Source organism: Paenibacillus sp. 01T431 (assembly GCF_056398625.1).
The window spans coordinates 46671-69150 of sequence record NZ_JBFTPT010000023.1 but is presented as its reverse complement, the minus strand read 5'-3'; the positions used below and the strand labels follow the sequence as shown (position 1 = coordinate 69150).

20 protein-coding genes and 1 riboswitch are annotated in these 22480 nt (G+C 46.9%); of the genes, 12 read left to right on the top strand and 8 right to left on the bottom strand.

What is annotated here, in order from left to right:
• Positions 1-15: 15 nt before the first annotated feature.
• The 3 genes from speE to AC1DM9_RS30005 form a co-directional block, all read right to left on the bottom strand.
• A complete protein-coding gene (gene speE, locus AC1DM9_RS30015) occupies positions 16-843 on the bottom strand; it encodes a polyamine aminopropyltransferase (protein ID WP_054025894.1) in 828 nt (275 codons plus the stop codon).
• 242 nt (positions 844-1085) lie between these two features.
• Positions 1086-2129 carry a LacI family DNA-binding transcriptional regulator gene (locus AC1DM9_RS30010; RefSeq protein WP_477512197.1) on the bottom strand — a complete coding sequence of 348 codons (1044 nt, stop codon included), beginning with the start codon at positions 2127-2129 and terminating at the stop codon, positions 1086-1088.
• Between the two features lie 167 nt (positions 2130-2296).
• Positions 2297-5266 (bottom strand): carbohydrate-binding protein, encoded by a 2970-nt coding sequence (locus tag AC1DM9_RS30005; protein ID WP_477583739.1) that lies wholly within the window; start codon positions 5264-5266, stop codon positions 2297-2299.
• A gap of 510 nt (positions 5267-5776) precedes the next feature.
• Here AC1DM9_RS30005 and AC1DM9_RS30000 point away from each other — a divergent pair.
• The 7 genes from AC1DM9_RS30000 to AC1DM9_RS29970 all read left to right on the top strand — a co-directional run bounded on the left by AC1DM9_RS30000 (position 5777) and on the right by AC1DM9_RS29970 (position 13841).
• Positions 5777-7885: a transglycosylase domain-containing protein gene (locus AC1DM9_RS30000; RefSeq protein ID WP_477583737.1), complete on the top strand. Its 2109-nt coding sequence runs from the start codon at positions 5777-5779 to the stop codon at positions 7883-7885.
• Between the two features lie 181 nt (positions 7886-8066).
• Positions 8067-8351 carry a hypothetical protein gene (locus AC1DM9_RS29995; protein ID WP_076271581.1) on the top strand — a complete coding sequence of 95 codons (285 nt, stop codon included), beginning with the start codon at positions 8067-8069 and terminating at the stop codon, positions 8349-8351.
• Between the two features lie 287 nt (positions 8352-8638).
• Positions 8639-9637 (top strand): ubiquinol oxidase subunit II, encoded by a 999-nt coding sequence (cyoA, locus tag AC1DM9_RS29990; protein ID WP_477551854.1) that lies wholly within the window; start codon positions 8639-8641, stop codon positions 9635-9637.
• A gap of 62 nt (positions 9638-9699) precedes the next feature.
• Positions 9700-11670, top strand: coding sequence for a cbb3-type cytochrome c oxidase subunit I (locus tag AC1DM9_RS29985; RefSeq protein WP_076271580.1), 1971 nt, complete (start codon positions 9700-9702; stop codon positions 11668-11670).
• Positions 11670-12311 carry a cytochrome o ubiquinol oxidase subunit III gene (cyoC, locus tag AC1DM9_RS29980; RefSeq protein WP_076271579.1) on the top strand — a complete coding sequence of 214 codons (642 nt, stop codon included), beginning with the start codon at positions 11670-11672 and terminating at the stop codon, positions 12309-12311. The genes AC1DM9_RS29985 and cyoC overlap by 1 nt, the downstream gene beginning before the upstream one ends.
• A 1-nt stretch (position 12312) precedes the next feature.
• Entirely contained in the window at positions 12313-12651 is a 339-nt protein-coding gene (gene cyoD / locus AC1DM9_RS29975; RefSeq protein ID WP_076271578.1) for a cytochrome o ubiquinol oxidase subunit IV, read from the top strand.
• Between the two features lie 170 nt (positions 12652-12821).
• A complete protein-coding gene (locus tag AC1DM9_RS29970) occupies positions 12822-13841 on the top strand; it encodes a GNAT family N-acetyltransferase (RefSeq protein ID WP_339205976.1) in 1020 nt (339 codons plus the stop codon).
• 85 nt (positions 13842-13926) lie between these two features.
• Here the strand turns inward: AC1DM9_RS29970 and AC1DM9_RS29965 are convergent, their stop codons facing one another.
• From AC1DM9_RS29965 to AC1DM9_RS29945, 5 genes are all read right to left on the bottom strand, one after another.
• Positions 13927-14616 (bottom strand): hypothetical protein, encoded by a 690-nt coding sequence (locus tag AC1DM9_RS29965; RefSeq protein WP_477551855.1) that lies wholly within the window; start codon positions 14614-14616, stop codon positions 13927-13929.
• Entirely contained in the window at positions 14613-15791 is a 1179-nt protein-coding gene (locus AC1DM9_RS29960) for a hypothetical protein (RefSeq protein ID WP_477551856.1), read from the bottom strand. Before AC1DM9_RS29960 ends, AC1DM9_RS29965 begins: the two co-directional genes overlap by 4 nt.
• Before the next feature lie 32 nt (positions 15792-15823).
• On the bottom strand, positions 15824-16387 hold the full coding sequence (locus tag AC1DM9_RS29955) for a hypothetical protein (protein WP_477512190.1): 564 nt from the start codon (positions 16385-16387) through the stop codon (positions 15824-15826).
• On the bottom strand, positions 16384-16836 hold the full coding sequence (locus AC1DM9_RS29950) for a sigma-70 family RNA polymerase sigma factor (RefSeq protein WP_339205969.1): 453 nt from the start codon (positions 16834-16836) through the stop codon (positions 16384-16386). The genes AC1DM9_RS29955 and AC1DM9_RS29950 overlap by 4 nt, the downstream gene beginning before the upstream one ends.
• Positions 16837-17141: 305 nt before the next feature.
• A complete protein-coding gene (locus AC1DM9_RS29945; protein ID WP_441884804.1) occupies positions 17142-17666 on the bottom strand; it encodes a YwhD family protein in 525 nt (174 codons plus the stop codon).
• A 106-nt stretch (positions 17667-17772) separates the two neighbouring features.
• Between AC1DM9_RS29945 and AC1DM9_RS29940 the strand changes: the two genes are divergently transcribed.
• The 5 genes from AC1DM9_RS29940 (at position 17773) to AC1DM9_RS29920 (ending at position 22432) form a co-directional block, all read left to right on the top strand.
• A complete protein-coding gene (locus AC1DM9_RS29940) occupies positions 17773-19788 on the top strand; it encodes a M1 family metallopeptidase (RefSeq protein WP_441884806.1) in 2016 nt (671 codons plus the stop codon).
• A 27-nt stretch (positions 19789-19815) separates the two neighbouring features.
• Positions 19816-20631, top strand: a complete 816-nt coding sequence (locus AC1DM9_RS29935; RefSeq protein WP_477551858.1) for a hypothetical protein — start codon at positions 19816-19818, stop codon at positions 20629-20631.
• A gap of 165 nt (positions 20632-20796) precedes the next feature.
• Positions 20797-21381 carry a hypothetical protein gene (locus AC1DM9_RS29930; protein ID WP_441884810.1) on the top strand — a complete coding sequence of 195 codons (585 nt, stop codon included), beginning with the start codon at positions 20797-20799 and terminating at the stop codon, positions 21379-21381.
• A gap of 35 nt (positions 21382-21416) precedes the next feature.
• Positions 21417-21566, top strand: a complete 150-nt coding sequence (locus tag AC1DM9_RS29925) for a hypothetical protein (protein ID WP_477512188.1) — start codon at positions 21417-21419, stop codon at positions 21564-21566.
• Between the two features lie 232 nt (positions 21567-21798).
• Positions 21799-21952: riboswitch (cyclic di-AMP (ydaO/yuaA leader) on the top strand.
• A 3-nt stretch (positions 21953-21955) separates the two neighbouring features.
• Positions 21956-22432 (top strand): C40 family peptidase, encoded by a 477-nt coding sequence (locus AC1DM9_RS29920; protein ID WP_076271568.1) that lies wholly within the window; start codon positions 21956-21958, stop codon positions 22430-22432.
• Positions 22433-22480 lie beyond the last annotated feature (48 nt).

Below are 22480 nucleotides of genomic sequence, written 5' to 3'. Positions count from 1 at the left end.
AAGCGTAGCCGCTTGTTACTTCACAAGATCTTCAACAAATTTAGGAAGCACGAATGCTGCTTTGTGAAGACGAGGCGTGTAATATTTTGTATCAATTTCTGGAATTGCTGTCTCATCAACAGCAAGAGGATCGTGTTTTTTGCTGCCCATTGTGAACGTCCACAGACCGCTTGGGTAAGTAGGAATGTTCGCGCCATATACACGAACGATCGGGAATACTTCCTTCACGTCTTTGTTTACGCTTTGGATCAGGTCTGCTTTAAACCAAGGGTTGTCCGTTTGAGCAACGAAGATACCGTCTTCTTTCAATGCTTCGTAGATGCCTTGGTAGAAGCCCTTCGTAAATAGGTTTGCCGCAGGGCCAACCGGTTCAGTGGAATCAACCATAATAACGTCATAGGTGTTTTTATGATCATGAATATGCATAAAGCCGTCGTTTACAAGCACTTCAACACGCGGGTTGTCGAGCTCGCCAGCGATGGATGGCAAGTATTTTTTGGAGTACTCGATTACTTTACCGTCGATGTCGACAAGAACTGCCTTCTTCACCTTCGGATGTTTCATTACTTCACGAATAACGCCGCCGTCTCCGCCGCCAACAACAAGCACGTACTCCGGATTCGGATGCGTGAAAAGTACAGGATGCGCAACCATTTCGTGGTAAACGAACTCATCCTTAACCGTGGTCATAACCATACCGTCGAGAACAAGCATCGTTCCAAACTCTTCCGTTTCGATCATATCAAGCTGTTGAAAATCTGTTTGTTCATTAACGTAAGTCTTAGTGATCTTCGCCGTTATGCCGAAGCTATCTGTTTGTTTTTCCGTATACCACAATTCCATGGTGTTAGATCCCTTCTTTCCTTCAATCGTTCAACCTGTATTATAGTAAAATTATTAAATCACTACAAGTACTCTAGACAATCCGTGCATTAACGTTTTTCAAAGATTTTATTAAGTATAATATCCTGATTTTCCGTACGATATGTAGATGCTGTTTCACAACAAAGGCTGTCCCACATAACATGGGACAGCCTTTATTCATCTTGAAAAGGTGATACCTGTTCTTTTGTATAATGTCCGTCTCAACCATTTGCCAGCTTCACGCAGCCTGTCGTTTCACGAATGATCAGCTCTACCGGCAAAGCCTTGCACCTCTCCTGAACAGGGTTGCCATCAATCTGATCGAGCAGCATGCGGATCGCTTCCTGCCCTTTCTCCAAAATATTTTGAGAGACGGTCGTTAGCGCAGGCGAAGTAAAGCTAGAGATGGACAAATTGTCAAAGCCGATTACCGAATAGTCCTCCGGCACCTTTTTGCCTAGTTCTCGCAGCCGTTTAAGCAAGCCCATCGCACTTACATCCGAAAACGAGAAGATCGCCGTCACGTCCGCAAGCTTGATGAGCTGATCCGCAGCGCGATAGCCACCATCAAGCGATGTCGGGAGCCTGATCATTAAGGCTTGATCGTATGGAATACCCGCTTCTGCCAGCGCATCCTTATAGCCTAACCATCGCTCATGCAAAACACCGTAATATGTGATGCGCTCAAGCGGAATATCTCCAATTAAAAGTGCAATTCGTCGATGTCCTTGGTCGATTAAATAACGAATCGCGCGATAGCTTCCTTTTCTGTCCTCTAAATTAACTTGATATAGATCCTCCCGCTTCAAGTAGCTATCAATAAAGACGGCAGGCATGCCTAAGTTTACAATGCGATCAACTGCCTGCGAGCCCTCATTCGTCCCCATCACGATTAACCCATCCAATCGACGCTCCTTGGCGAATGTGAATGTTTCTGTGCTCTCATCAATACCCGATAAAATAATATGAAATTGGCGATCACGAGCCCCTTCTTCTACACCTGTAAGCAGGTCCCAATAAAATGGGTTGTCCTGCAGCCTCCCAGGCTGCATCATCGGTACGACGAGTCCAACAAGATGCGTACGCCGAGTCTTTAGATTTCTAGCAGGCAGATTTGGCGTGTAGCCAAGCTCGATAATTACCCGCTCGATATTTTCTTTCGTTGTGCCCGATACCCTTCCCTTTCCGTTAATAACATTAGATACCGTCGCAATCGATACACCAGCCACCTTGGCAACGTCTACGATGCTTACTTCATTTTTCATCCTCTTATCGCTCTCTTTCGTCTCAAAGCCCATCCGGCTCCTTGAGTTAAACGTTTTATCATAGTATAGCTTATTTGTGGAGGCACTAAAATTTGTACTCCGAAAATATAAAAAAAGAAGAAGCAAACCGGCTCAAGCGAGCCAGCCTGCTTCCCCTATATTTCATACTACCAGCCGCTGTTGCCTGCACCTCTAGTTATTACAAACTGATTATTCGGATTCGATAGGCCTCCCGATGCAGCCCCTGTGACCGTTACATTGCTAAACGTCCCTGATCCAGTAACGGAATCGAACAATATCCCATAGGTGCCGGCGCCGCTGATATTCACTTGATTAAAGCTCACGTTTGTTATCGATTGATTGTAGCTGAATTTCACAGCTTCATAGGTGCTGTCATTAATTTGAACATTATCGACAACGATTGGAGCCGAAATGCTCTGATTTTCTGCATAGATCCATAAACCGCCGAAGCTCGTGTTCCAGTTGCGCTCCCAGCCGCCTGTACGGTTCAACGTATTTCGTTTCACTTCAGTCGTGCCGCTAAACGCAACGGCATTGAACCTTGTGCTGACCACGATGCCTGCAGAAGCCGTCACCGTGTCTGCACCGATGTTATCCCATATCTTGTTGTCCTTGCCGCCGTAAAGGGCGTAAGTATTTGCAAGAACAGGAACCTGGGCGATATTATAGCGGAACATGCTGTTCTCATTCGGTGAGCCGTCCGACCACATCGCGAAGGCGTCGTCCCCTGTATTGCGTACACTGAAATGGCTGATCGTTGTATTTTTGACACCGCCGTGAAGGTTTACACCATCCGCCCATGTATTGCGAATCTTACCTCCGACTACATATAAACCGTCCGTTCCAGACTGCAGCCAGAAGCCCACCTTCGTATGCTCGATCCATACATTTTGAATAAGCGAGCCTGTTCCAAAGTTTCCTTCGAAAGCAGCGTGGTCCGCACCGTCGTTCCGATACAGCGAATCTCCCGTAATCGCAAGATCGGTAATCGTTACATTACCGCCTACGCCATAAAAGCCGCCTTTCCCGTTAGTGCCTTGCAAATTAGAGTACCACATGCCAGCGCCGCGAATATGGATACCGTTCACATTCACTCGGTCATTCATTCGGAAGGTGCCTGATGGAATCCACACGCCTGCTTTGCCTGTCGACTTCGCATTAGCAATAGCGTCGCGAATCGCTTGCGTATCATCACCTGCATCGCTCGCTACAGCTCCGAAGGAGGTAATGCTCACGAAATTAGCAGGCATTGTGTAGGCGGCATCTACTTGTTCCAAGTTAATAAGATCAATCGTATAGTAAGAAGCTGTATCGCCAGAATCCTTCTGCAGCTTCACCGTAGCCCCCGCAGGAATGTTTCCGACAAGGAAGCGGCTCTCATCATAGAAACGATGCCCTTCGCCATTCGCAGCATTGTCGTTGTATGGATAAGCGCCATACGTCCATGCATAACGTGACGTTAGGCTAAGTGTCTGTGTTTTAGTTCCGTTCACATAAAGGCTAAGTGTTCCATTCGTACCGCCGCCCCCTGCCGAATCAGGCATACTGTACCTGACGACAACAGAGTTAGCAGCTTGTGGCGCTGTCCACTGCACATAATGCCCAGTAGATGTCAGCTTTACAGCGCGTCTTCCCGACGATTCTGATTCAATAGTCAAATAAGTGCGGTTTGCTGTAAGCACCTGAGCGTTCGTCGTGCCGCTCTCCGCTTCCAGCTCTTGATAAGGTACGGTTGCTCCCCGCGCCGCCAAGCCGATTCCACCTGATGCAGAAATGTAATCGATCGCTATTCCGCCGCTATTTCCGCTGTCATATTGATACGTAATTGTATTTAAACCTTTGCGAAGGCTCAGCGTCTCGCTTTGACTGCCCCAAGTAGTTGCTCCTCCAGTTGCTGAGAGCGTTGTTGTTTTAACAAAAACACCATTCACGTAAATATTTATCGTCTTGATCGTCCCTGTTCCATTAGCGTAGCGAAGCTCAACGGCCGAGTTCCCTTCCGCAGTCCGGTTAACGGTGAAAATTGCTCTCGCACCGACGCTTGTAAAGTTCTGCAAATAGGTCGATGCTTTGGTTACTCCACCTGAGAAAAATTGATCCTCCGCTTGATACACAAATCCCGTGCCCGGCGTTGGGGTAGGTGTTACAGTAGGCGTAGGCGTTGGTGTCACGGTTGGTGTTGGAGTTGGAGTTGGTGTTGCTGTAGGGGTTGGTGTCGGCGTTGTTGTAAGAGCACCTACAACGAGGTTATCCAAATTGATATTTCCAGAATCCGTCGTATCAAATTGAAGCCGAACGGCATTGCTGCCTGCATTCAGAGTAACGACTTCCAGCTTGGTGCCCCATGTGTCCCAATTCGATGTAGCTGGAAGCGTCACTTGACGCAGCTTTGTTCCATTCAGATAAAGGCTTAATGTTTTATCGCTGCCTGTTCCATTAGCATATCGGAACGTTAGCTCACGGCTTCCGGCTGCGGCTGGCGTAACAGCAAATTGTACCGCCGCGTTTCCTTTGTTGCCATCTGTGAAGCCGCCGACAAATCCGGTTCCCGTATAGCCCGTATGATCGTTAGCTATAGTTGTTCCTCCAGTAAGAGTCGCCGCTTCTGCCTCAAGGGTGTTTGGCGCAGCTGGCGCTGCTTCAACATCAATTTTGTCTAAGTTTACGTTTCCTGTGTCTGTCGTGTCGAATTTGTAGCGGATCGTATTGCTGCCTGCTGCGAGCGTCAATGCTTCCGTGCTGGTCGTCCAGCTGTCCCAATTCGCGGTTGCATTCAGCGTCGTTTGCTTAATCTTGACGCCATTTACGTATAGGCTCAACGTCTTCGCACTGCCATTCCCATTCGCATACCGCACGGTTACGTTATGAACCCCAGCTGCTGCCGCGCTTACCGTAAACTGAGCAGCTGCATTTCCCTTATTGCCATCTGTAAAACCGCCAACGAAGCCAGACCCGGAATAACCCGTATGATCATTCGCATATACGGCTCCCCCTGAGAGTGAAGCCGACTCCGCCTCGTAAGAAGCTGCATAGCTGGTTTGTGCCTGCGCGAAGAATGTGAGCACCATACTCATAATAATGAGTACGGATAGACGTTTCTTAAGACTAATCGTCATTAATCATCACGATCCTTTTCATATAATAGAAGCTCATTTACCTGCGTTGATTTGAATAAGTGCGGTTCTAATGTAAACGCATTCATAAATCGATATCCACTATGTCAGGCAACACCACCTTTCAATAGAACATTTTTTGATCCATTCGCAGCATATTGAGGAAGGTTCATGGATCTTTGCATAATACCATGCCTTATTTTACGATTATGATAACCAATTAAACGTTTAACCAAGTAACGCTCGTCATTCGTGGTTAAACCTTTAATCAGAGATTATCATGCGTTTTCCTTATCGTCAACATCCTAATTTCAAGCCGATTATTCTTGTATTGCAGGCTGCTAATTCTTATGCCACGCTACTGAATAGAGTCCGAATATTAATCTATATAATGAATACTATTTAAATCCCTTCTACAAATATTTACGATTACGCTCCTCTTCGTGAATAGGGTGTTCTTCGTTTTTCCATACTAAGGAAAAGCGAAGTTTTGCATTGAAGGGAGCCTGCTCCATGAAAAAAAATTCCAACCAGCAGGGTAAGCTGCGCCGCAGACCTGCTTTTCCATTTATAACCGAGAGGTTCCTTCCCCAATTTCTGAAAATGAAGAAATGGTTGAGATGGGCAGCTGCCGCATTCACCCTTTTCATACTCATCTTGGCCGGTACACTTATCTTCTTACGTACGCAATCGCTGCCAGTCACTGCGATTAGCCAAACATCTCAAATGCTTGATTTGCATGGCAATGTCATCGATACGTTTCATGCAGGAGAGAACCGCCGTTCTGTGCAGCTATCCGACATTTCGCATTATGTGATTGAAGCTACCTTAGCTATAGAGGATCGCCGCTTCTATGATCATCGCGGCTTCGATATGAAGGGAATGGCGCGAGCCGTTATGGTTAACGTCCAAAGCTTCTCGGCACGCCAAGGCGCAAGCACGCTTACTCAGCAGCTCGCACGTAATCTATATTTGACGCATGAGCGAACCTGGCAGCGCAAGCTGAAGGAAGCGATGTACACGGTTCAGCTTGAAATGAATTACTCCAAAGACGAAATTCTGGGCATGTATTTGAATCAAATTTATTATGGCCACGGCTCCTATGGTATTGAAGCAGCGGCGATGATGTACTTCAATAAACACGCTTCCGAGCTCACGCTTGCAGAAAGCGCGATGCTTGCCGGCATTCCGAAGGGTCCTAAGTATTATTCGCCATACCTTAACATGAAGAATGCAAAGGACCGCCAGCTTACTATTTTGCAGGCGATGCTTGAAGGCGGCTCCATTACATCCGAGCAGGCTGATGCCGCTTATAAGGAAATGCTGAGCTTCCAGACACTTGGCTCTGGCGACCAGGAAGGGTTTGCGCCTTATTTTCGCGATTACATCAGATATATTGCTGTCGACAAGCTGGGTATTAATGAACATTTGCTGAATGAGGGCGGAATTACCATCTATACAACGCTTGATCCGTCCGCGCAAGCAACGGCTGAAGAGGTCATTGCAAAGGGCTTTCCAGAAAACTCCGAGCAGCAAGCGGCGCTCATTGCTATAGACCCGCGCACCGGATATATCAAAGCGATGGTTGGCGGAAGAAATTATAAGAACAACCAATATAATCGAGTGTTTGCAAAGACGCGCCAACCCGGCTCCTCCTTTAAGCCTTTCTTATATTTAACCGCCTTGCAAAGCGGTTTTATGTCGCCTGTTACCCGTTATAAGAGTGAACCAACTGTATTCACTTATGATGAGGGACGGAAGACGTATGAACCACGCAACTATGGTGACAAGTATTTGAATGAGCTGATTGATATGAGACAGGCGCTGGCCAGCTCGGATAATATTTATGCGGTTAACACCATCATGACCGTCGGCGCTGATAAAGTTATTGAAACGGCAAAGAAGCTGGGAATTGAAAGTCCGATGAAGCCGGTCCCTTCACTTGCGCTTGGCACCTTTCCAGTCAGCCCATTCGAAATGGCTTCTGCATTTGGCACTTTCGCAAACGGCGGCATTCACATGGAGCCGATTGCGATTCTCCGCATTGAGGATCGCAAGGGACAGGTATTATATGAAGCGAAACAAAAATCAGTGCAAGCCATCACCCCAGCCGAAGCCTATGTTATGACCAGTTTAATGGAGAGTGTATTTGAAGAAGGCGGAACAGGTTTCCGCGTATCTTCTATTATTAAGCGGCCGATAGCAGGCAAGACGGGTACGACCCCCACAGATGCATGGCTTGTTGGGTATACGCCTGAACTAGCGACAGCAGTGTGGGTAGGTTACGATAAGGATCGCAAATTAACCGTTGCCGAGGCTTACCGCGCTGCTCCGGTTTTCGCCAAATTTACTGAGCAAGCGCTGTCTGCTATACCGCCGAAGATTTTCCCGATTCCGGAAGGCATCGTGAACGTGTATATCGATCCGACAAGCGGCAAGCTTGCAGAAAGCAGCTGTCCGCACAGACGATTAGAAACCTTCATCAGCGGAACGGAGCCGACTGATGTATGCGGCGAGCCTGCGGGTGCAGGAAATAACGACAGTGACGCCACTCAAAATGGATCTGGTACAGCAGGACGACGTTCTTGGTGGAATGACTTGAAACGCTGGTGGACAGACTAAACAAACAGCAGCCTTCCTTTAATGAGGAGGGCTTTTGTTCCATCCAATATTGAACCAACCGTGATCTTTGCGCATTTTTGTCCAACTTATGATCAAAAAGTGAATTTTCTTTGAACAAAACCACAAAGTTGTGGTATAGTATGGATAAGAAAACACTTACAATTGATCGGGAGTGTTAAATATGACAACAAAAACCGCAACAATCAGCAACATTCAGCCTTCTAAATCAGATGTCAAGCGCCTCGTAAAGGCAATGACTGCCATCTCTTGGATCGTTTTATCTATTGGCGTTTTATTAAGCCTCATTAACTTAAGCCATTTCAGCGACAAAAATGTTGGACTTATGGTCGGCATTGGATTCCTAATCGGCAGCGTTCATATTTATGTTATTGGCACAGCGATCGGACTTGTTCATGCACGCCTTAACCAAGAGCAGTCGTCAAAGGATTTTAACGAGCCTCAATAATTAAAATTAACTTCATCACTCTTAACCAATAGACAGTCACATTCGGTCATTGACCAGATGCGACTGTCTATTTGCTTTTACTGGGACAAAACAATTTTATTTGGGTTAAGTTACTATATGTAAGAACAATTCACTGTCTGAACGCTCCTAAATCTAACAGTTGTCTAAGCCGTGAACTTTCTATTACAGAATAAAGACGAATTATTGACGTAATTGTTAACCCCGCAGTTATTACCTTGTGGATCTGCTATTGTAGTCGTAAGCAGTAATTTTGAGGAGTTGAACTGATGATGAGACCGTTTCTTCGTATGCTGACACCCGCACTGATTATGCTAATGGCCGTTATGCTTTCCGGCTGCGGCGAGCAATTCATCGTGCTCGATCCGAAAGGGCCAATCGGCGAGTCTCAGAAAGATTTGATTTATTTTTCAACCATTCTGTGTGCGGTTATTATCGTGCCCGTACTTATCCTGACAGCTGTTATCGTCTGGCGGTACCGTGATAAGCCCGGCAGTAAAGCTTCCTATAAGCCTAACTGGGAGCACAGCACGAAGCTAGAGATTACCTGGTGGAGCATTCCGATTGTAGCGATCCTTGTTCTTGCTATAGTCACCGTCAAATACACGTATGCGCTCGAGCCTTCCAAACCGATTGAGTCGGCTAAGGCGCCAATTACGATTCAGGTTACTTCACTTGATTGGAAATGGTTGTTTAAATATCCTGAAGAGGATATTGCGACCGTCAACTATTTGAAGATTCCTGAAGATACGCCGATTAGATTCCAGTTAACATCGGATACGGCGATGAACTCCTTCTGGGTGCCACAACTCGGCGGACAAATTTATTCCATGTCAGGGATGGCGATGACCTTATTCCTACAGGCTGATGAGCAAGGCAGCTATTATGGCTCCGGTGCTAACTTCACAGGAAAAGATTTTGCCAAAATGACATTCAAGGTGGATGCTACGTCCGAAGAGGACTATAAAGCTTGGGTAGGCGAGGTTAAAGCATCGTCGCCTGAACTGACAATGGAAGGGTTCGAGAAGCTTACTGAACCAGGTCCTTCTAATGTGCAGTTGTTCTCCAGCTTCCCTGAAGGACTGTTCAATAAAATTGTAACGCAATATGTAAAAGGCGACGGCAGCGCTCACCAGCATCATGGTGGAGGCGCAACAGAGCCCGCCGCAGAAACGGATAAAGAATCCATCACAGCGGATACGTCTACGACGCAAAAAGAAACGAAAAGCAAACCAGATTTAAATGCTCATATTCATGCGGGTCATTAACCCGCTTTCAAGCAAATGCTTAAGAGGCGAGTTTGTGCCACAAACTTTTAGGAGGACCCCTCATGTTAGACAAAATTAAAGATTTCGCGTCCGAATTTTTCGTCACAGGCGATCCGCTTATTTTAGGGGCTCAAGTATCCATCGGCCTGTCGGTTGTGGCGATTATATTCACGCTTACCTTTTTCAAAAAATGGCGCTGGCTTTGGACGGAATGGCTGACCAGCGTCGATCATAAGAAGATCGGTATTATGTATATCATCGCATCTATTCTTATGCTGTTCCGCGGCGGCGTTGATGCGCTGCTCATGCGTGTTCAGCTCGCAGCTCCTGAAGTGGAGTTTTTGCAGCCGGATCACTATAACCAAATCTTTACGACGCACGGCGTAATCATGATTTTGTTCATGGCGATGCCGCTTATGTTCGGTTTATTCAATATCGTCGTTCCACTGCAAATTGGTGCCCGCGACGTTGCATTCCCGTTTTTGAACTCCCTTAGCTTCTGGATGTTCTTCTTCGGTGCCATGCTGTTTAACGTATCCTTCATTATCGGCGGTTCACCTGATGCAGGATGGCTCGCTTATCCGCCGCTCTCTGAGCTGTCAGGAAGTCCGGGACTCGGACAGGACTTCTATATATGGGGTATTCAAATCTCAGGTATCGGTTCATTGGCTACAGGTATTAACTTTATCGTTACGATTCTAAAAATGCGTGCACCAGGCATGAAGCTCATGCAAATGCCGATGTTCGTATGGTCTGTTTTGTCGTCATGTGTAACTATTATCTTCGCATTCCCAATTTTGACTGTTACCTTGTTCCTATTGTTCATCGACCGTTATCTGGGCGCTCACTTCTTTACGCTCGACGGCGGGGGCAACCCGATGATGTATATCAACCTCATCTGGATGTGGGGACATCCTGAGGTATATATTGTTATCTTGCCGGCTTTTGGTATTTTCTCTGAAATCGTTTCGGCTTTCTCGAAGAAAAAATTGTTCGGTTATAAGTCAATGGTATTTGCGCTTATGTCGATCAGCTTCTTCTCCTTCTTTACATGGGCGCATCACTTCTTCACAATGGGTTCAGGCGCCAACGTCAATGCTTTCTTCGCTTTGACAACGATGATTATCGCAATACCGACCGGGGTTAAAATATTCAACTGGCTGTTTACAATGTATCGAGGCCGAATTAGGTTTACGACTCCGATGATGTGGACGGTAGCATTTATTCCCTGCTTCGTTGTCGGTGGGATGACCGGGGTGCTCTTGTCTGTCGCACCTGCTGACTTCCAGTTTCACAACAGTTACTTCCTGATCGCGCATTTCCATCAGGTGCTTATCGGCGGCGTTGTGTTCGGTTACTTCGCAGGCCTTTACTACTGGTGGCCAAAAATGTTCGGCTTCCGTTTGCATGAAGGTCTTGGCAAATGGGCATTCTGGTTCTGGAACATCGGCTTCTATGTTTGTTTCATGCCGCAATACGCACTTGGCTTAATGGGTATGACGCGTCGTTTCAACGAATATGACTTCGATATGGGCTGGCAGCCTTTGAACGTCGTCTCTACTGTTGGAGCATTCTTGATGGGTATCGCGTTTATTTTCCAAGTATGGCAAATCGCTCACAGCATCAAGTTTTTCAAGAAAGAAAAGGATGGCGATGCATGGGATGGCCGCACACTCGAATGGTCGATTCCATCACCTGCGCCGCTATATAACTTTGCTCGCTTGCCACAGGTTACTAGCCAAGACGAGTGGTGGGAAGAAAAGCAGCGCATTGCGAATGGTCAGCCTGCTAAACCACTTGCGCCGCTTGAACCGATTCATATGCCGAAAAATTCAGGTATTCCATTCATTATGTCGATCTGCTGGTTTATTGCAGGCTTCGGCTTCGTATGGGATTGGCTATGGATGGCCATACCAGGTCTGGTCGGCGTAGCCGTATGTATGCTTGTTCGTTCGTTCTCTTACGATACCGATTATTACATTCCGGTGGATGAGATTGAACGCACGGAAGCAGCGTTAAGGGGGACAAAATAATGGCACATGCAGTTTCCACTCCAGCAGGAGCGCATGGCGGACATGGCGCTGGACACGGCGGCGGTCACCATGACGATCATCACGATCAAGAATCGATGAAAATGTTCGGCTTCTGGCTGTTTCTTATAACCGACGTTATTTTGTTCGGTACGTTATTTGCAACCTATGTCGTCCTCCGTCTCAACACTGACGGCGGACCGACAGGTGCCGAATTGCTTGAGATGAACGGTATTATCATTTCGACCTTCATTCTACTGACAAGCAGCTTTACAAGCGGTATAGCCGTTCTTGAAATGAACAAGGGCAACAAGCGCGGCCTTATACTTTGGCTTGCCATTACAGCAGTGCTCGGCGCTTCATTTATCTATCTTGAAGTAAATGAGTTCATGCATTTGGTGCACGAAGGCGCTAATATCGGAACAAGTGCCTACTGGTCGGCCTTCTTCGTTCTCGTCGGCACACACGGACTTCACGTATCGCTCGGCTTAGTCTGGATGATTGCACTAATTCTTCAGATTAGACGCCGCGGCATTACACCCGTTACGAAGCGCAAAGTAGGCATCATCAGCTTGTACTGGCATTTCTTGGACGTCGTATGGATTTTCGTATTCTCAATCGTTTATTTGATGGGGGTGATGTAGGATGGAAAACCATAACACACATTCGCAGGACGCACACGGGTCCCACGGCGGATCGATGAAGTCTTATGTGATCGGCTTCCTATTCTCCATCATTCTGACAATCATTCCGCTTGTCGTAGTAATGAATGACCTGCTCAGCAAAAAAGCTGCAACGCTGCTCATCCTTGTGACGGCAGTTCTGCAATTTGCTGTTCAGCTTATCTTCTTTATGCACATAAGGGATGAGGAGAAACCTCGCTTCAACCTGATGGCGCTTATATTCGGCCTCGTTATTTTGCTGACAATCGTCGCAGGTTCTGTATGGATTATGACTTACAATGCCGTTGCCGTCGCTTCATAATCGGCAATATGAATAAATATAAAGCTGTGCTAAAGTCTATCTGACTTTGGCGCAGCTTTTTTTCGTTTGTTATTTAATGCTTATAGTCAAACTCTCCCTATCTAGGGCTGCTTCATCCGTGCCATAATCATCTTATATGAATACCGAAACGAAAGATGAGGTGGGACGCCATGTCCATTACACTACGCCCCTTGCAGCTGCCAGAGGACTACGAGCAGCTTGCACAATTGCTTAATCAAGTGTGGTCAGAACCGACGACTGCTGAGAACCTGCATGATGCAGATAAGAAGCTTTATGAAATTGGACATACATGGATGGATGAGAACGGACTGCTTGCCGGATACGATCGCGAGCGGCAGGTTGCAGTAAATGAGCAAGGCGATATTGTCGGCTACGCTTGGACGTGGCGGGCGCCTTGGACAGAGCCTGGCTATTTATGCAATACGCTTGTCGTATCAGAGCCTTATCGCAAGCAGGGAATCGGCCAATTGCTGTTAGCTCACATTGGAAAATGGGCTTTGAAAATAGGCGCTTCTACGCTCATTACTGAAGTATGGGACGATAATGAGGATGCGATTCAGTTTGCAAAGCGACATGCTTTTGTAATTGAACGCCATGCCTTCCAGTCCGTCCTTACACTTGGTGAACATGATGGAGCGCAACAACCGCAATTTCCAAGCATGCCAGACCTTGGGGCGCTACGCTTCCTAACGCTTGCCGATGAACCCGGTGAAGAAAGCGAACAGAAGCTGTATGAGATCTATAAAGAAACGCTGGTGGACATTCCCGGTTATCTTGGTGAAGTCCCTGATTTCGTCGAGTGGCGCAAATGGTATTTGAAAGTAGACGGCTATGCGCCTGAGCAAGTGATTATCGCTGCTGACGGCGACCGCTTCGTAGGGGTTACTAATGTCCTGCTTAATCCACAAACAAACGGAATGTATCATGAATATACCGGCGTAAGCAGAGCTTATCGCGGCAGGAAGATTGCTTTTGCTTTAAAGCTCAAAGCGATTGAGCTTGCTCAGCAGCATCAAGCCGCATATATCCGTACAGATAATGACTCAACAAATGCACCTATTCTCAGCATTAATCGCAAGTTAGGTTATATACCTCTTCGCGGCTCTTATCGTGTCCTAGCTCCTCTTCAAGAGGTGTTGAGTAAGTTGCCCATCGAAGTACAGCAATGAACGACATCTCCTCATATCCCCTCTCTTAAAAAAAGCAGCTTGAAGCGAGAACATCCCGCTTCAAGCTGCTTTTCCAATTTCGCTACTAACGCCCCTGTTCCACGACCTCTACATCCTTCGGTACAATTAATGTCAGCTCCGGGCTGACAGTATCTGAGATGAGGCCGCCGTCCCGGTGATCGACGGAACCAACCATGACATACATCGTTGAGCCAACAACATCGGTTTTCAGCATTTTATTGTCCAATCGCTCATACTTCTCGGATGACCAATAACGAATTTGGCCAAACAGCTTAAGCTCACGTGTTTCCGTTTGCTCAAGCGTCACGCCATCCAAGGTGTGCACAACAATCTTCTTAATATCAGCAGGCACCACTATTTTCTTCGTTTCCACGAATGCTGATCGCTGCGACATTTGCAACCCTCGCTGCAGCTCATCGAATAAGCCCGTTGACATAAGCAGAGCAAGCCCTAGACTGGCTGTTCCAACCATTCCTACAAAAAAGACACTCATCCAATCATAACGAACGATAGTACGCGCACTGTTAGAAAACTTCAAGTAAAGCAGCAGTTCCGCTCCGAGCATAATGAAAACGACTGGCGCGACCCAAACAAGCACCTCGAAAGCCTCCATGTCCTGCCATAGAGAGACAGCTAATGCTGTCCCCACGAGAATCAGTGTCACGCCCATGGATAATGAGCCGACGCGCCAAGTGCGAACGCCTGCTGGTTGATTGACAGACGATTCAGCCATATTTACCGTGTTGGTGTTCAATGCGAATCCTCCTCGTACTTTCTTGGCATCGGCTTATGAAGCTCTGGCGGTTTACCTTTGCTCATTACCGGAGATGCCTTGCTTCCGAAAGCTAGACGCATGCCTACAATAATCATAATAAATGCGACAACCGCCGTTGGTATCATATATTTAATTTGCATGTATTGGGAATAAAGCTCCCTTGAGAAATGAGAAGTAACCTCTACAGCTACACGATCGAGCAAGTAATAAACGCCGAATCCCAGCAGCCCAAAACCAAACCAGCGCTGATAAGGGACAAGCTGCGTCAATACCGGTTCATCGGTAAGCTCCTGACGCTCATAACGAGACGTCTGCTGCAGCGCATCGAAGAAAGCAAAGCACCAGAACAGCGGAAGCAGGAAAAAAAACAGCGACAAGCGCAAATTGTCCATAATATAGACGGCGAGAAGAAAACCACCCATTAGCTGCAGGCCGCGTTTTTGCAAACCTAGATACAGATGTCCTGCACCTGGAAAAATAGCTAATGCGATAGCCAGCACTTTGCTTTTACGCCCAGAGGCGATATACGATTCCACGTCCTCAAATATAGCACGGTCCGCCACATGCTCCCCGCGCTGCTTGGCATGCAGCTGGCTAATTGCGTCAAACATGCTGTATATCCAAATAACAGGAAGCGCCAAAAGAAACACGAGCAGCTCTGCCCTGTGCGTTATCGTGCCTAAGAAGACGATAATCGCAAACCAGCCAATGAAGGAAATGAGAAAGGTAATGCCCCGCTGCATAAGCCCCATATTCATATGCCCTAGACCCGGAATCAGAGAGAACATGATCGTCCGCGACTTCTCGCGCTGGCGCTCCTGCTCCAAAGGAACAAAGCCTGGCGAGAAATGATCAGCAGGATGCTCGAATGGATGCTGGTTTGCCCCGCCTGACGGCAATCCCTTGCCTAGCAGCAGGAAGATGACCATATCAATCATATTGATGATTCCCGCCATCGCCGCTATAAAAAACAAAAAGATATAAACTGTATCCTCCATATACCCGCCCATTAATCCAAATAGCATACACAATCCTATCGAACCAAAGAAAGCTCCCCCGTACAAAACCGCACGTACTGGGCGACCTGCATAGGCATGTCCTACGCCAGGTAAAAAAGAAAGAAAGAACGCCGCTAACGGGCTTTTATTCATCATTTATTCATTCCCTTCTGTCTTCTTTTTTTCATTTATCTAAATCGAGAAGCTTTTAAGCCATCGAGCCACGATCCGGTTTGATCAACCATTCTGTCTGACCAAGACTCGGAATGTCCACCTGCCGCCGCTGGCGGATTTGGCCTTATATCCTGCTGTTTATTCTCATTCATATCAAGCTGAGCCAGCTTCTGTGAGAAGGAGGCAAAAGTCCCGCTGGCAAGCAGCAGCAGCGTAATCGAAGCAGCTATGGTGTAATGCGTTACCGGATGCTGAAGCCATGTCCGCAGACGGCGAGGCTTCTCTTGTATAGTACTCGTCACAACATGTGGCCCGACTTCTCTATGATCATGTTCCTGCTCCATCATCAATTGCTCCACGACACGCTTTTCTATTTGCTCCATGTTAGGCATCGGCGTCGTTAAATCAGAATCTGCCCGCTGCATCTCGCCCTCAGCTGTTTCAATCGCAATGACGAACAGCTGCAAACAGAAATCGCAAGCAGCCAAATGCTGCTCAACCGGTATACGCTCAGCCTCAACCAGTCTGTCGTTTACGTAACGGGACATTTGATCAGAAGAGATATGCTCAATCATCATTCGAAGTCCTCCTTCCGAAAATGGCGCTTCATCCAGCCTCTTGCACGGTACAGCCTGGACTCTACGCTTTTGCGTTCTAGTCCAGTTTCGGCTGCGATTTGTTCATATGACTTGTCTTCCATATAATAAGCGGTTATGACTTCACGATAGTTTTCCGGCATTTCATCAACTCGCTCTCGTATCTGCTGCCTATCCGCCTGTTCGATGGCTAATGTTTCTGCAGCAGGAGCAGACACAAGTTCTTCATGTACTTTTTCAGACATCGCTTCGCTATCCATTAGCTCCTCTGGCTTTCGTGCACGGCTGCGTTTGAAATCGATCGCTCGATTGACGGCAATACGGGTAATCCATGTTTTGAGCCCATCCAATCGACAATCCGGAAGGGAGCGATAAATTTGCAGCAGCACTTCCTGTGTAATATCCTCCGCATCATGCGGTGAACGAAGCACTGCGAAGACTGTTCTATATATATAAGGACCATATGCCTGTACAAAAGGACCAAAATGCTCGGGCCCGCCCTTCTGTACCTCTCTGATCCAATCCTCGTCTTGAATGTCGCTCCCCTCCTTCCCAATCTAATAGACGCCAGCTTGTCCCGCATACCCTGCACTTGCTGCCAAAAAAATTTTTTAAATGCTTTAACAGCCTCTATCAACGCGGAAAACCTCACCATTCGATAGGACTAGCCTACGAACGATGAGGTTCTCATCCATAATTCACGATAACGGTAATCTGCTGCTAATAACGCTAACTGCTATACGTCCAAAGCTTGCTTAAGCTCGTCTGGGGAGCGATCCCACCACTCAAGATTATGCTCCACAAGCAACTTGCGAAGCGCCGATTTATCGACATCGCCAAGCTCGGACAAGTTATAGCGGCGTTTGAGTGATTGATCCAGCTTGTTCACGTGATCCGGGAGAAGCTTCCACCCGCGACGCGCCTCGGAATCAATCAGCATCTCGCATGCCGTAGCGCCCGCGTAATAGGAGCCTTCTTCATTGCGGTCAACCGCTACCCATACGATCCAGCATTGACGACCGTTCGGAGTATCCTCTTTGTTAGGCGTAAACTTAATGCCACGCTCTACTTTACTCTTTGCATGCATAGCGCCAACATCAATATAAGCAACGCCATCATCAATAATAACACAGGATACCGCGCTCAAATCGATCGTTCCTGCTCCAAAACCTTTATGTTGTTTGCTGCTCACTACGTTGAGCGACAGTGATTTCTTTTCTTTCTTTACCGGCTCAGCCGGTTGTCCTTGTTCTTCCGTCATGCATATTCACACCTTCCCCGATACAATAATTCCATTTTAGCTAATAATCATCGAAAAGCAAACATATACATGCTGTAGATGCTTGTCAACGGGAGGGAAACGTTCAATGACTCCACGCTATTTCAAACGAATTTTACTCGTAATACTCGCAGTCGCGCTGCTCGGCATATCGATGCAGCATGACTTCGGGACTGCTTGGCAATCCCAATATACTTATGCTTTTGCCCCCGCCGCTAACGCCAAGCAAGCACTAGCGCCTGCCCAAAAGTCGGTCAAGCCGCCTGCCGTGCAGGAGCCGAATACGGTCATCACACCTAAACCGCAAGAGCTGAGCAAACGTGTCGTTGAGTACCATATCAACGTGCATTTAACGAATGATGCAAAGCAGCTGAACGGTGAGCAAACCGTAACTTGGACTAACCCTGGCAAAAAAACAGTGTCCGAGCTCTATTTCCATCTGTACCCGAACGCCTTTCAATCGGGCAAAACCACGTTTATGAAAGAATCCGGCGGCAAGCTGCGTCAGGACAAAGCAACAACCAATAGCCAAGGCTATATGAACCTGCTTACGCTAGAAACGCTGAACGGTGAGAGCCTTCTGCCACGTCTTCAATATGTACAACCTGACGATGGCAATGCCAATGATTTTACTTTGGCCAAAATCCGCTTGCCGGAGCCTATCGCTCCCGGCACCTCCGTAACGCTGCGAATGAGCTACGAGGTGAAGCTCCCAGAGGTATTCGCAAGAATGGGCTATTCCGGCAACTTCGTGATGGCTGGGCAGTGGTTTCCAAAGCTCGCTGTATATGAGACAGCCGGCATGCGCGGACGTACAGCTGAGGGCTGGAATGTCCATCAGTATCATGGCAATTCTGAGTTCTACAGCGACTTCGGCATATACAGCGTTCGGATTAATGTGCCTGAGAACTACACCGTCGCTGCAACGGGCTTCCAAACAAAGCCTATCGAGATCAAGGAAGCAACAAAGATTTACCAGTTTTATGCTGATGATATTCATGATTTTGCTTGGTCGGCCTCGCCAGACTTCGTATATGAAGAGACTGCTTATTCAGATACCGGCATTCCCGGTGTACGCATTAAGCTGTATCTTGATCCTGCGCATGCTGACCTTAAGGACCGCTACATGCATGCAGCCAAATCCGCACTCTCAAGCTACGCCAAGTGGTATGGAGAATATCCTTACAGTACGCTGTCGATCGTCGTTCCGCCCAAAGGAGCGAACGGAGCTGGCGGCATGGAGTATCCAACACTCATAACCGCTTTCGCTGCAGAAAATGATAACCCAGGCTACGATCTTGAACGTACGGTCGTGCATGAGATTGGCCATCAATATTGGTACGGAATGGTCGCCTCTAATGAATTTGAGGAGGCATGGCTGGACGAGGGGTTTACGTCCTATGCCGAGGATAAAGTAATGGAGACGGCATACGGCTTGGAGCCGAATTTACGCATGGAAGCGAGCTATATGACCAACCCCGCTCCGCTCAAGCAGCAATCTTGGTCATACGCCAGCCACTCGCAATATGCCGAGAATGTATATTTGAGGGCAAAGCTGGTGCTCATTGGCATCGAGAATCAGGTCGGCTCCAGAACGATGCAAAAAATATTGCGAACCTATTTCCAAAAGTATAAGTTCAAGCATCCATCGACAGCAGACTTCCAGCGTGTTGTCGAACAGGTAACAAAAACGAAATGGAATGATTATTTCAGCCAATATGTCTACGGCAACAAAATGGCCGACTTTTCGATCGAATCGATTCATGTACGCCCAGTCACCCAAGATGGTGCTGAGATGTATGAATCTGTTGTACTCGTTAAGAAAAACGGCGGCAGCAATGGCGAGATTAAAGTGTTGATGAAGTTTACTGACGGCACCAAAATAACAAAGCTTTGGGATACTCAGGAATCCCATATGCAATATAAACAGCTGCATTCCGCTCCGCTTGAATGGGCAGTCGTTGACCCAAACAACAGCAATGTGCTTGATAATAAGCTCATTAACAACTACATGCAGGCTCAGCTGCCAGAGGATAAACGCACAAGATGGAGCCTCGGCGTTGTCCAACTAATTGAAGGACTGCTCGGGTCGCTGAGCTGGTAAGTAATTGCGTTCAAGGAGCGATAAACGATGAAAATACATTTGAAGCAAGGCTGGCGGTTAGCGGTAAAACATTTTTACATTGTTGTTTTATTATTTCTTTATCAGCTGATCTGGGGGTTCTTCCTTTACCGCTTCATTGATTCGGTCGTAGCTCCACTGCTGCGTCGATATCCAAGCTCCGCTCCTTCAGAAGCAGCCGTTCAGCTATTCATGACCGAAGCACAATTCCAGCTGTTCAAGACCGATCTCATTAATCCTTACGTCTGGACGCTGGGCGGTCTCCTTGTTGCCCGAATGCTGATCACTCCCTTATTCAATGCCGGTCTATTCTATTCGTTAAATCAGTCCAGATCGAATGGAGGGACACGATTTCTAGAAGGTATTCGCAAAGCTTGGAAGCCTGTAGTTCTGCTTTACTGGATCGAGGTTATTTTATCTGTGGCTCCTGCTTGGTATGTGCTGCCGCGCTCACTGGATGCGCTTCTAGAGAGCGGCTCTATTCCAGAGCTGCTGCAAATGGTGCTGCCTAGCGCCCTTCTATGGCTCCTATGGGGCACAGTACTGCATCTGCTGTTTCTAGCCATGCAATTCAGCGCTGCATCAGGAGGAAGCATATTCCGTTCCTTATGGCACGCTCTCCGAAATTTCCTTACCTATGCAGCTGTGTCGCTCATCATGTGGGGGATTGGAGCGGCTGCTGGGCTTGTGGTGACAAGTCTCTCCATGCTTTGGGCCGGGCTGATTGCACTCATTCTGCATCAAGGCTATTATCTCATTCAAACACTGATGAAGGTTTGGACGATTGCCGCGCAATATGACTTTTTGGAAACGAAAAGAATGTAGCAAACCAAAAAAGCCTTCAGCGTCCTCTAGATGCTGAAGCAAAAATAAACCTTCATTCCACGCTTTGCTGTGGTGTGGAGGTTTTTTTTACAACTAACCGCAACTAAATGATGGCAGTTCTGTATAAATAACTGAAAGAAAATCAAAAATGGGGGATATTCACAAATGATGCGTAAAAAACTAGTTATTATATCCATGGTATTGCTCTTATCGGGCGGTTCATTGGTTGCAGCAGACAAACTATTTCAAAAGGTAACGCTCCTTTATAATAATAAGCAATCCACTGACGATGCTGTCGTTGTGGATGATAAGGTTTATATTAGCATTCGTTCTTTAAGTGACAGCCTTCAAGCCTTCGTCCAATGGAAGAGCAATGATAAGAAGCTCATTATTCAGAAGCCCAATGTGCATATGTTTCTAATGAACGAGAAGCGAGCTATGTTCGGACAGGTTGATAAAGGCAGTGTTCAGAAATTTTTAGTGCAAGCACAAATCGATAATTTGAATATGGCGATTTCAGAGTTCAAAGTGACCATCGTTGATCCTAATGATAAGGAAACGACAATCGACAGCCGCAGCCAGGATGATGATGATTTTAAAGAGTTCGTCGAAAAAGACACCTTTTGGTTCAGCTCCAAGCTCGTTTCCTACGATTTCAAAAATGCCGGAAAATACAAGGTACAGTTTTGGATGCAGCAAAAAAACAACGATCCACAGCTCATTTCTGAAAAAATCGTTACTGCAAAATAAATCTTTTTTTCGATTGCCCAAAGGGGGCTGTTCTCATGAACAGCCTCCTTTGTCTATTTCTGCCGCTCTATCTGGAGCAGCAGCTAGGCTGTCTGAATCTACGCTTATTCACGAGTGATATAGATGAGATTTTTCTAATTTATGAGGAGCAAAATGGTGAAATACCGCCGTTTACGGCACTTTAAGCTAGTCCTTGCGATATAGCGCCTAAAGGACAAATCGGTATATTTTACACAACATCCACATAATTAATGAAATTGACTCCATGTATTTAGTTAGAAAGCACTACTATGGCGTGTTTATATTACAGAAAGAACGGTTTAACGAAGCAAATTGTCAAAAGGTTACATGAGAATTATTAGAAATTGCCACTAAAGGCAGGAGATCATTGAAAATAATCGAATATTTCTCAAAGCAATAAAAAAACTGCCTAATTCCCTATTGGGATACGGGGGAACCACTTTGGGTGAATTGATTCCGACGTTTGAGTTTTTTTCAAACGCCCGAGGAATCATAGGGAGCCTTCAACCGAACCCCACAGCTAACCTCGTCGGCATTGGAAGGAGTTTCACAATTGAAGAAGATTACCGCATTAATCCTGGGTCTCGTTCTCGTGCTCGCTTTTCAAGCGGGAAGCGCTTTCGCTGACTCAAAATTGAACGGAATTGTTAATGATCTTATTGGCACTCCGTACAAAAGCGGCGGAACGTCGTCGAAAGGTTTTGATTGCTCCGGCTTCACGAGCTATGTGTTCGAGAAAATGGGCATTGAGCTTTCACGTACTTCTGGTTCGCAAGCAAAAGAAGGTACAAAGGTCGCTAAGGCTGACCTCATTGCGGGAGATCTTGTGTTCTTCGACACAGTTGGCGGCAATAATAGCGCCATATCCCATGTTGGCATTTACATTGGAGATGGCAAGTTTGTACATTCATCCTCGAGCAGAGGCGTTGTAACTGACAAACTTAACTCCGAGTACTATGAGGGACGATATGTAACTGCTCGTCGTATCATGGATGCTGATTCATACCAAGCCAACGTTGACGTAAAATAGAGCAGCCTAATCCCTCTTCTTGAGGGTTGAACGGGTAGACTCATCTAG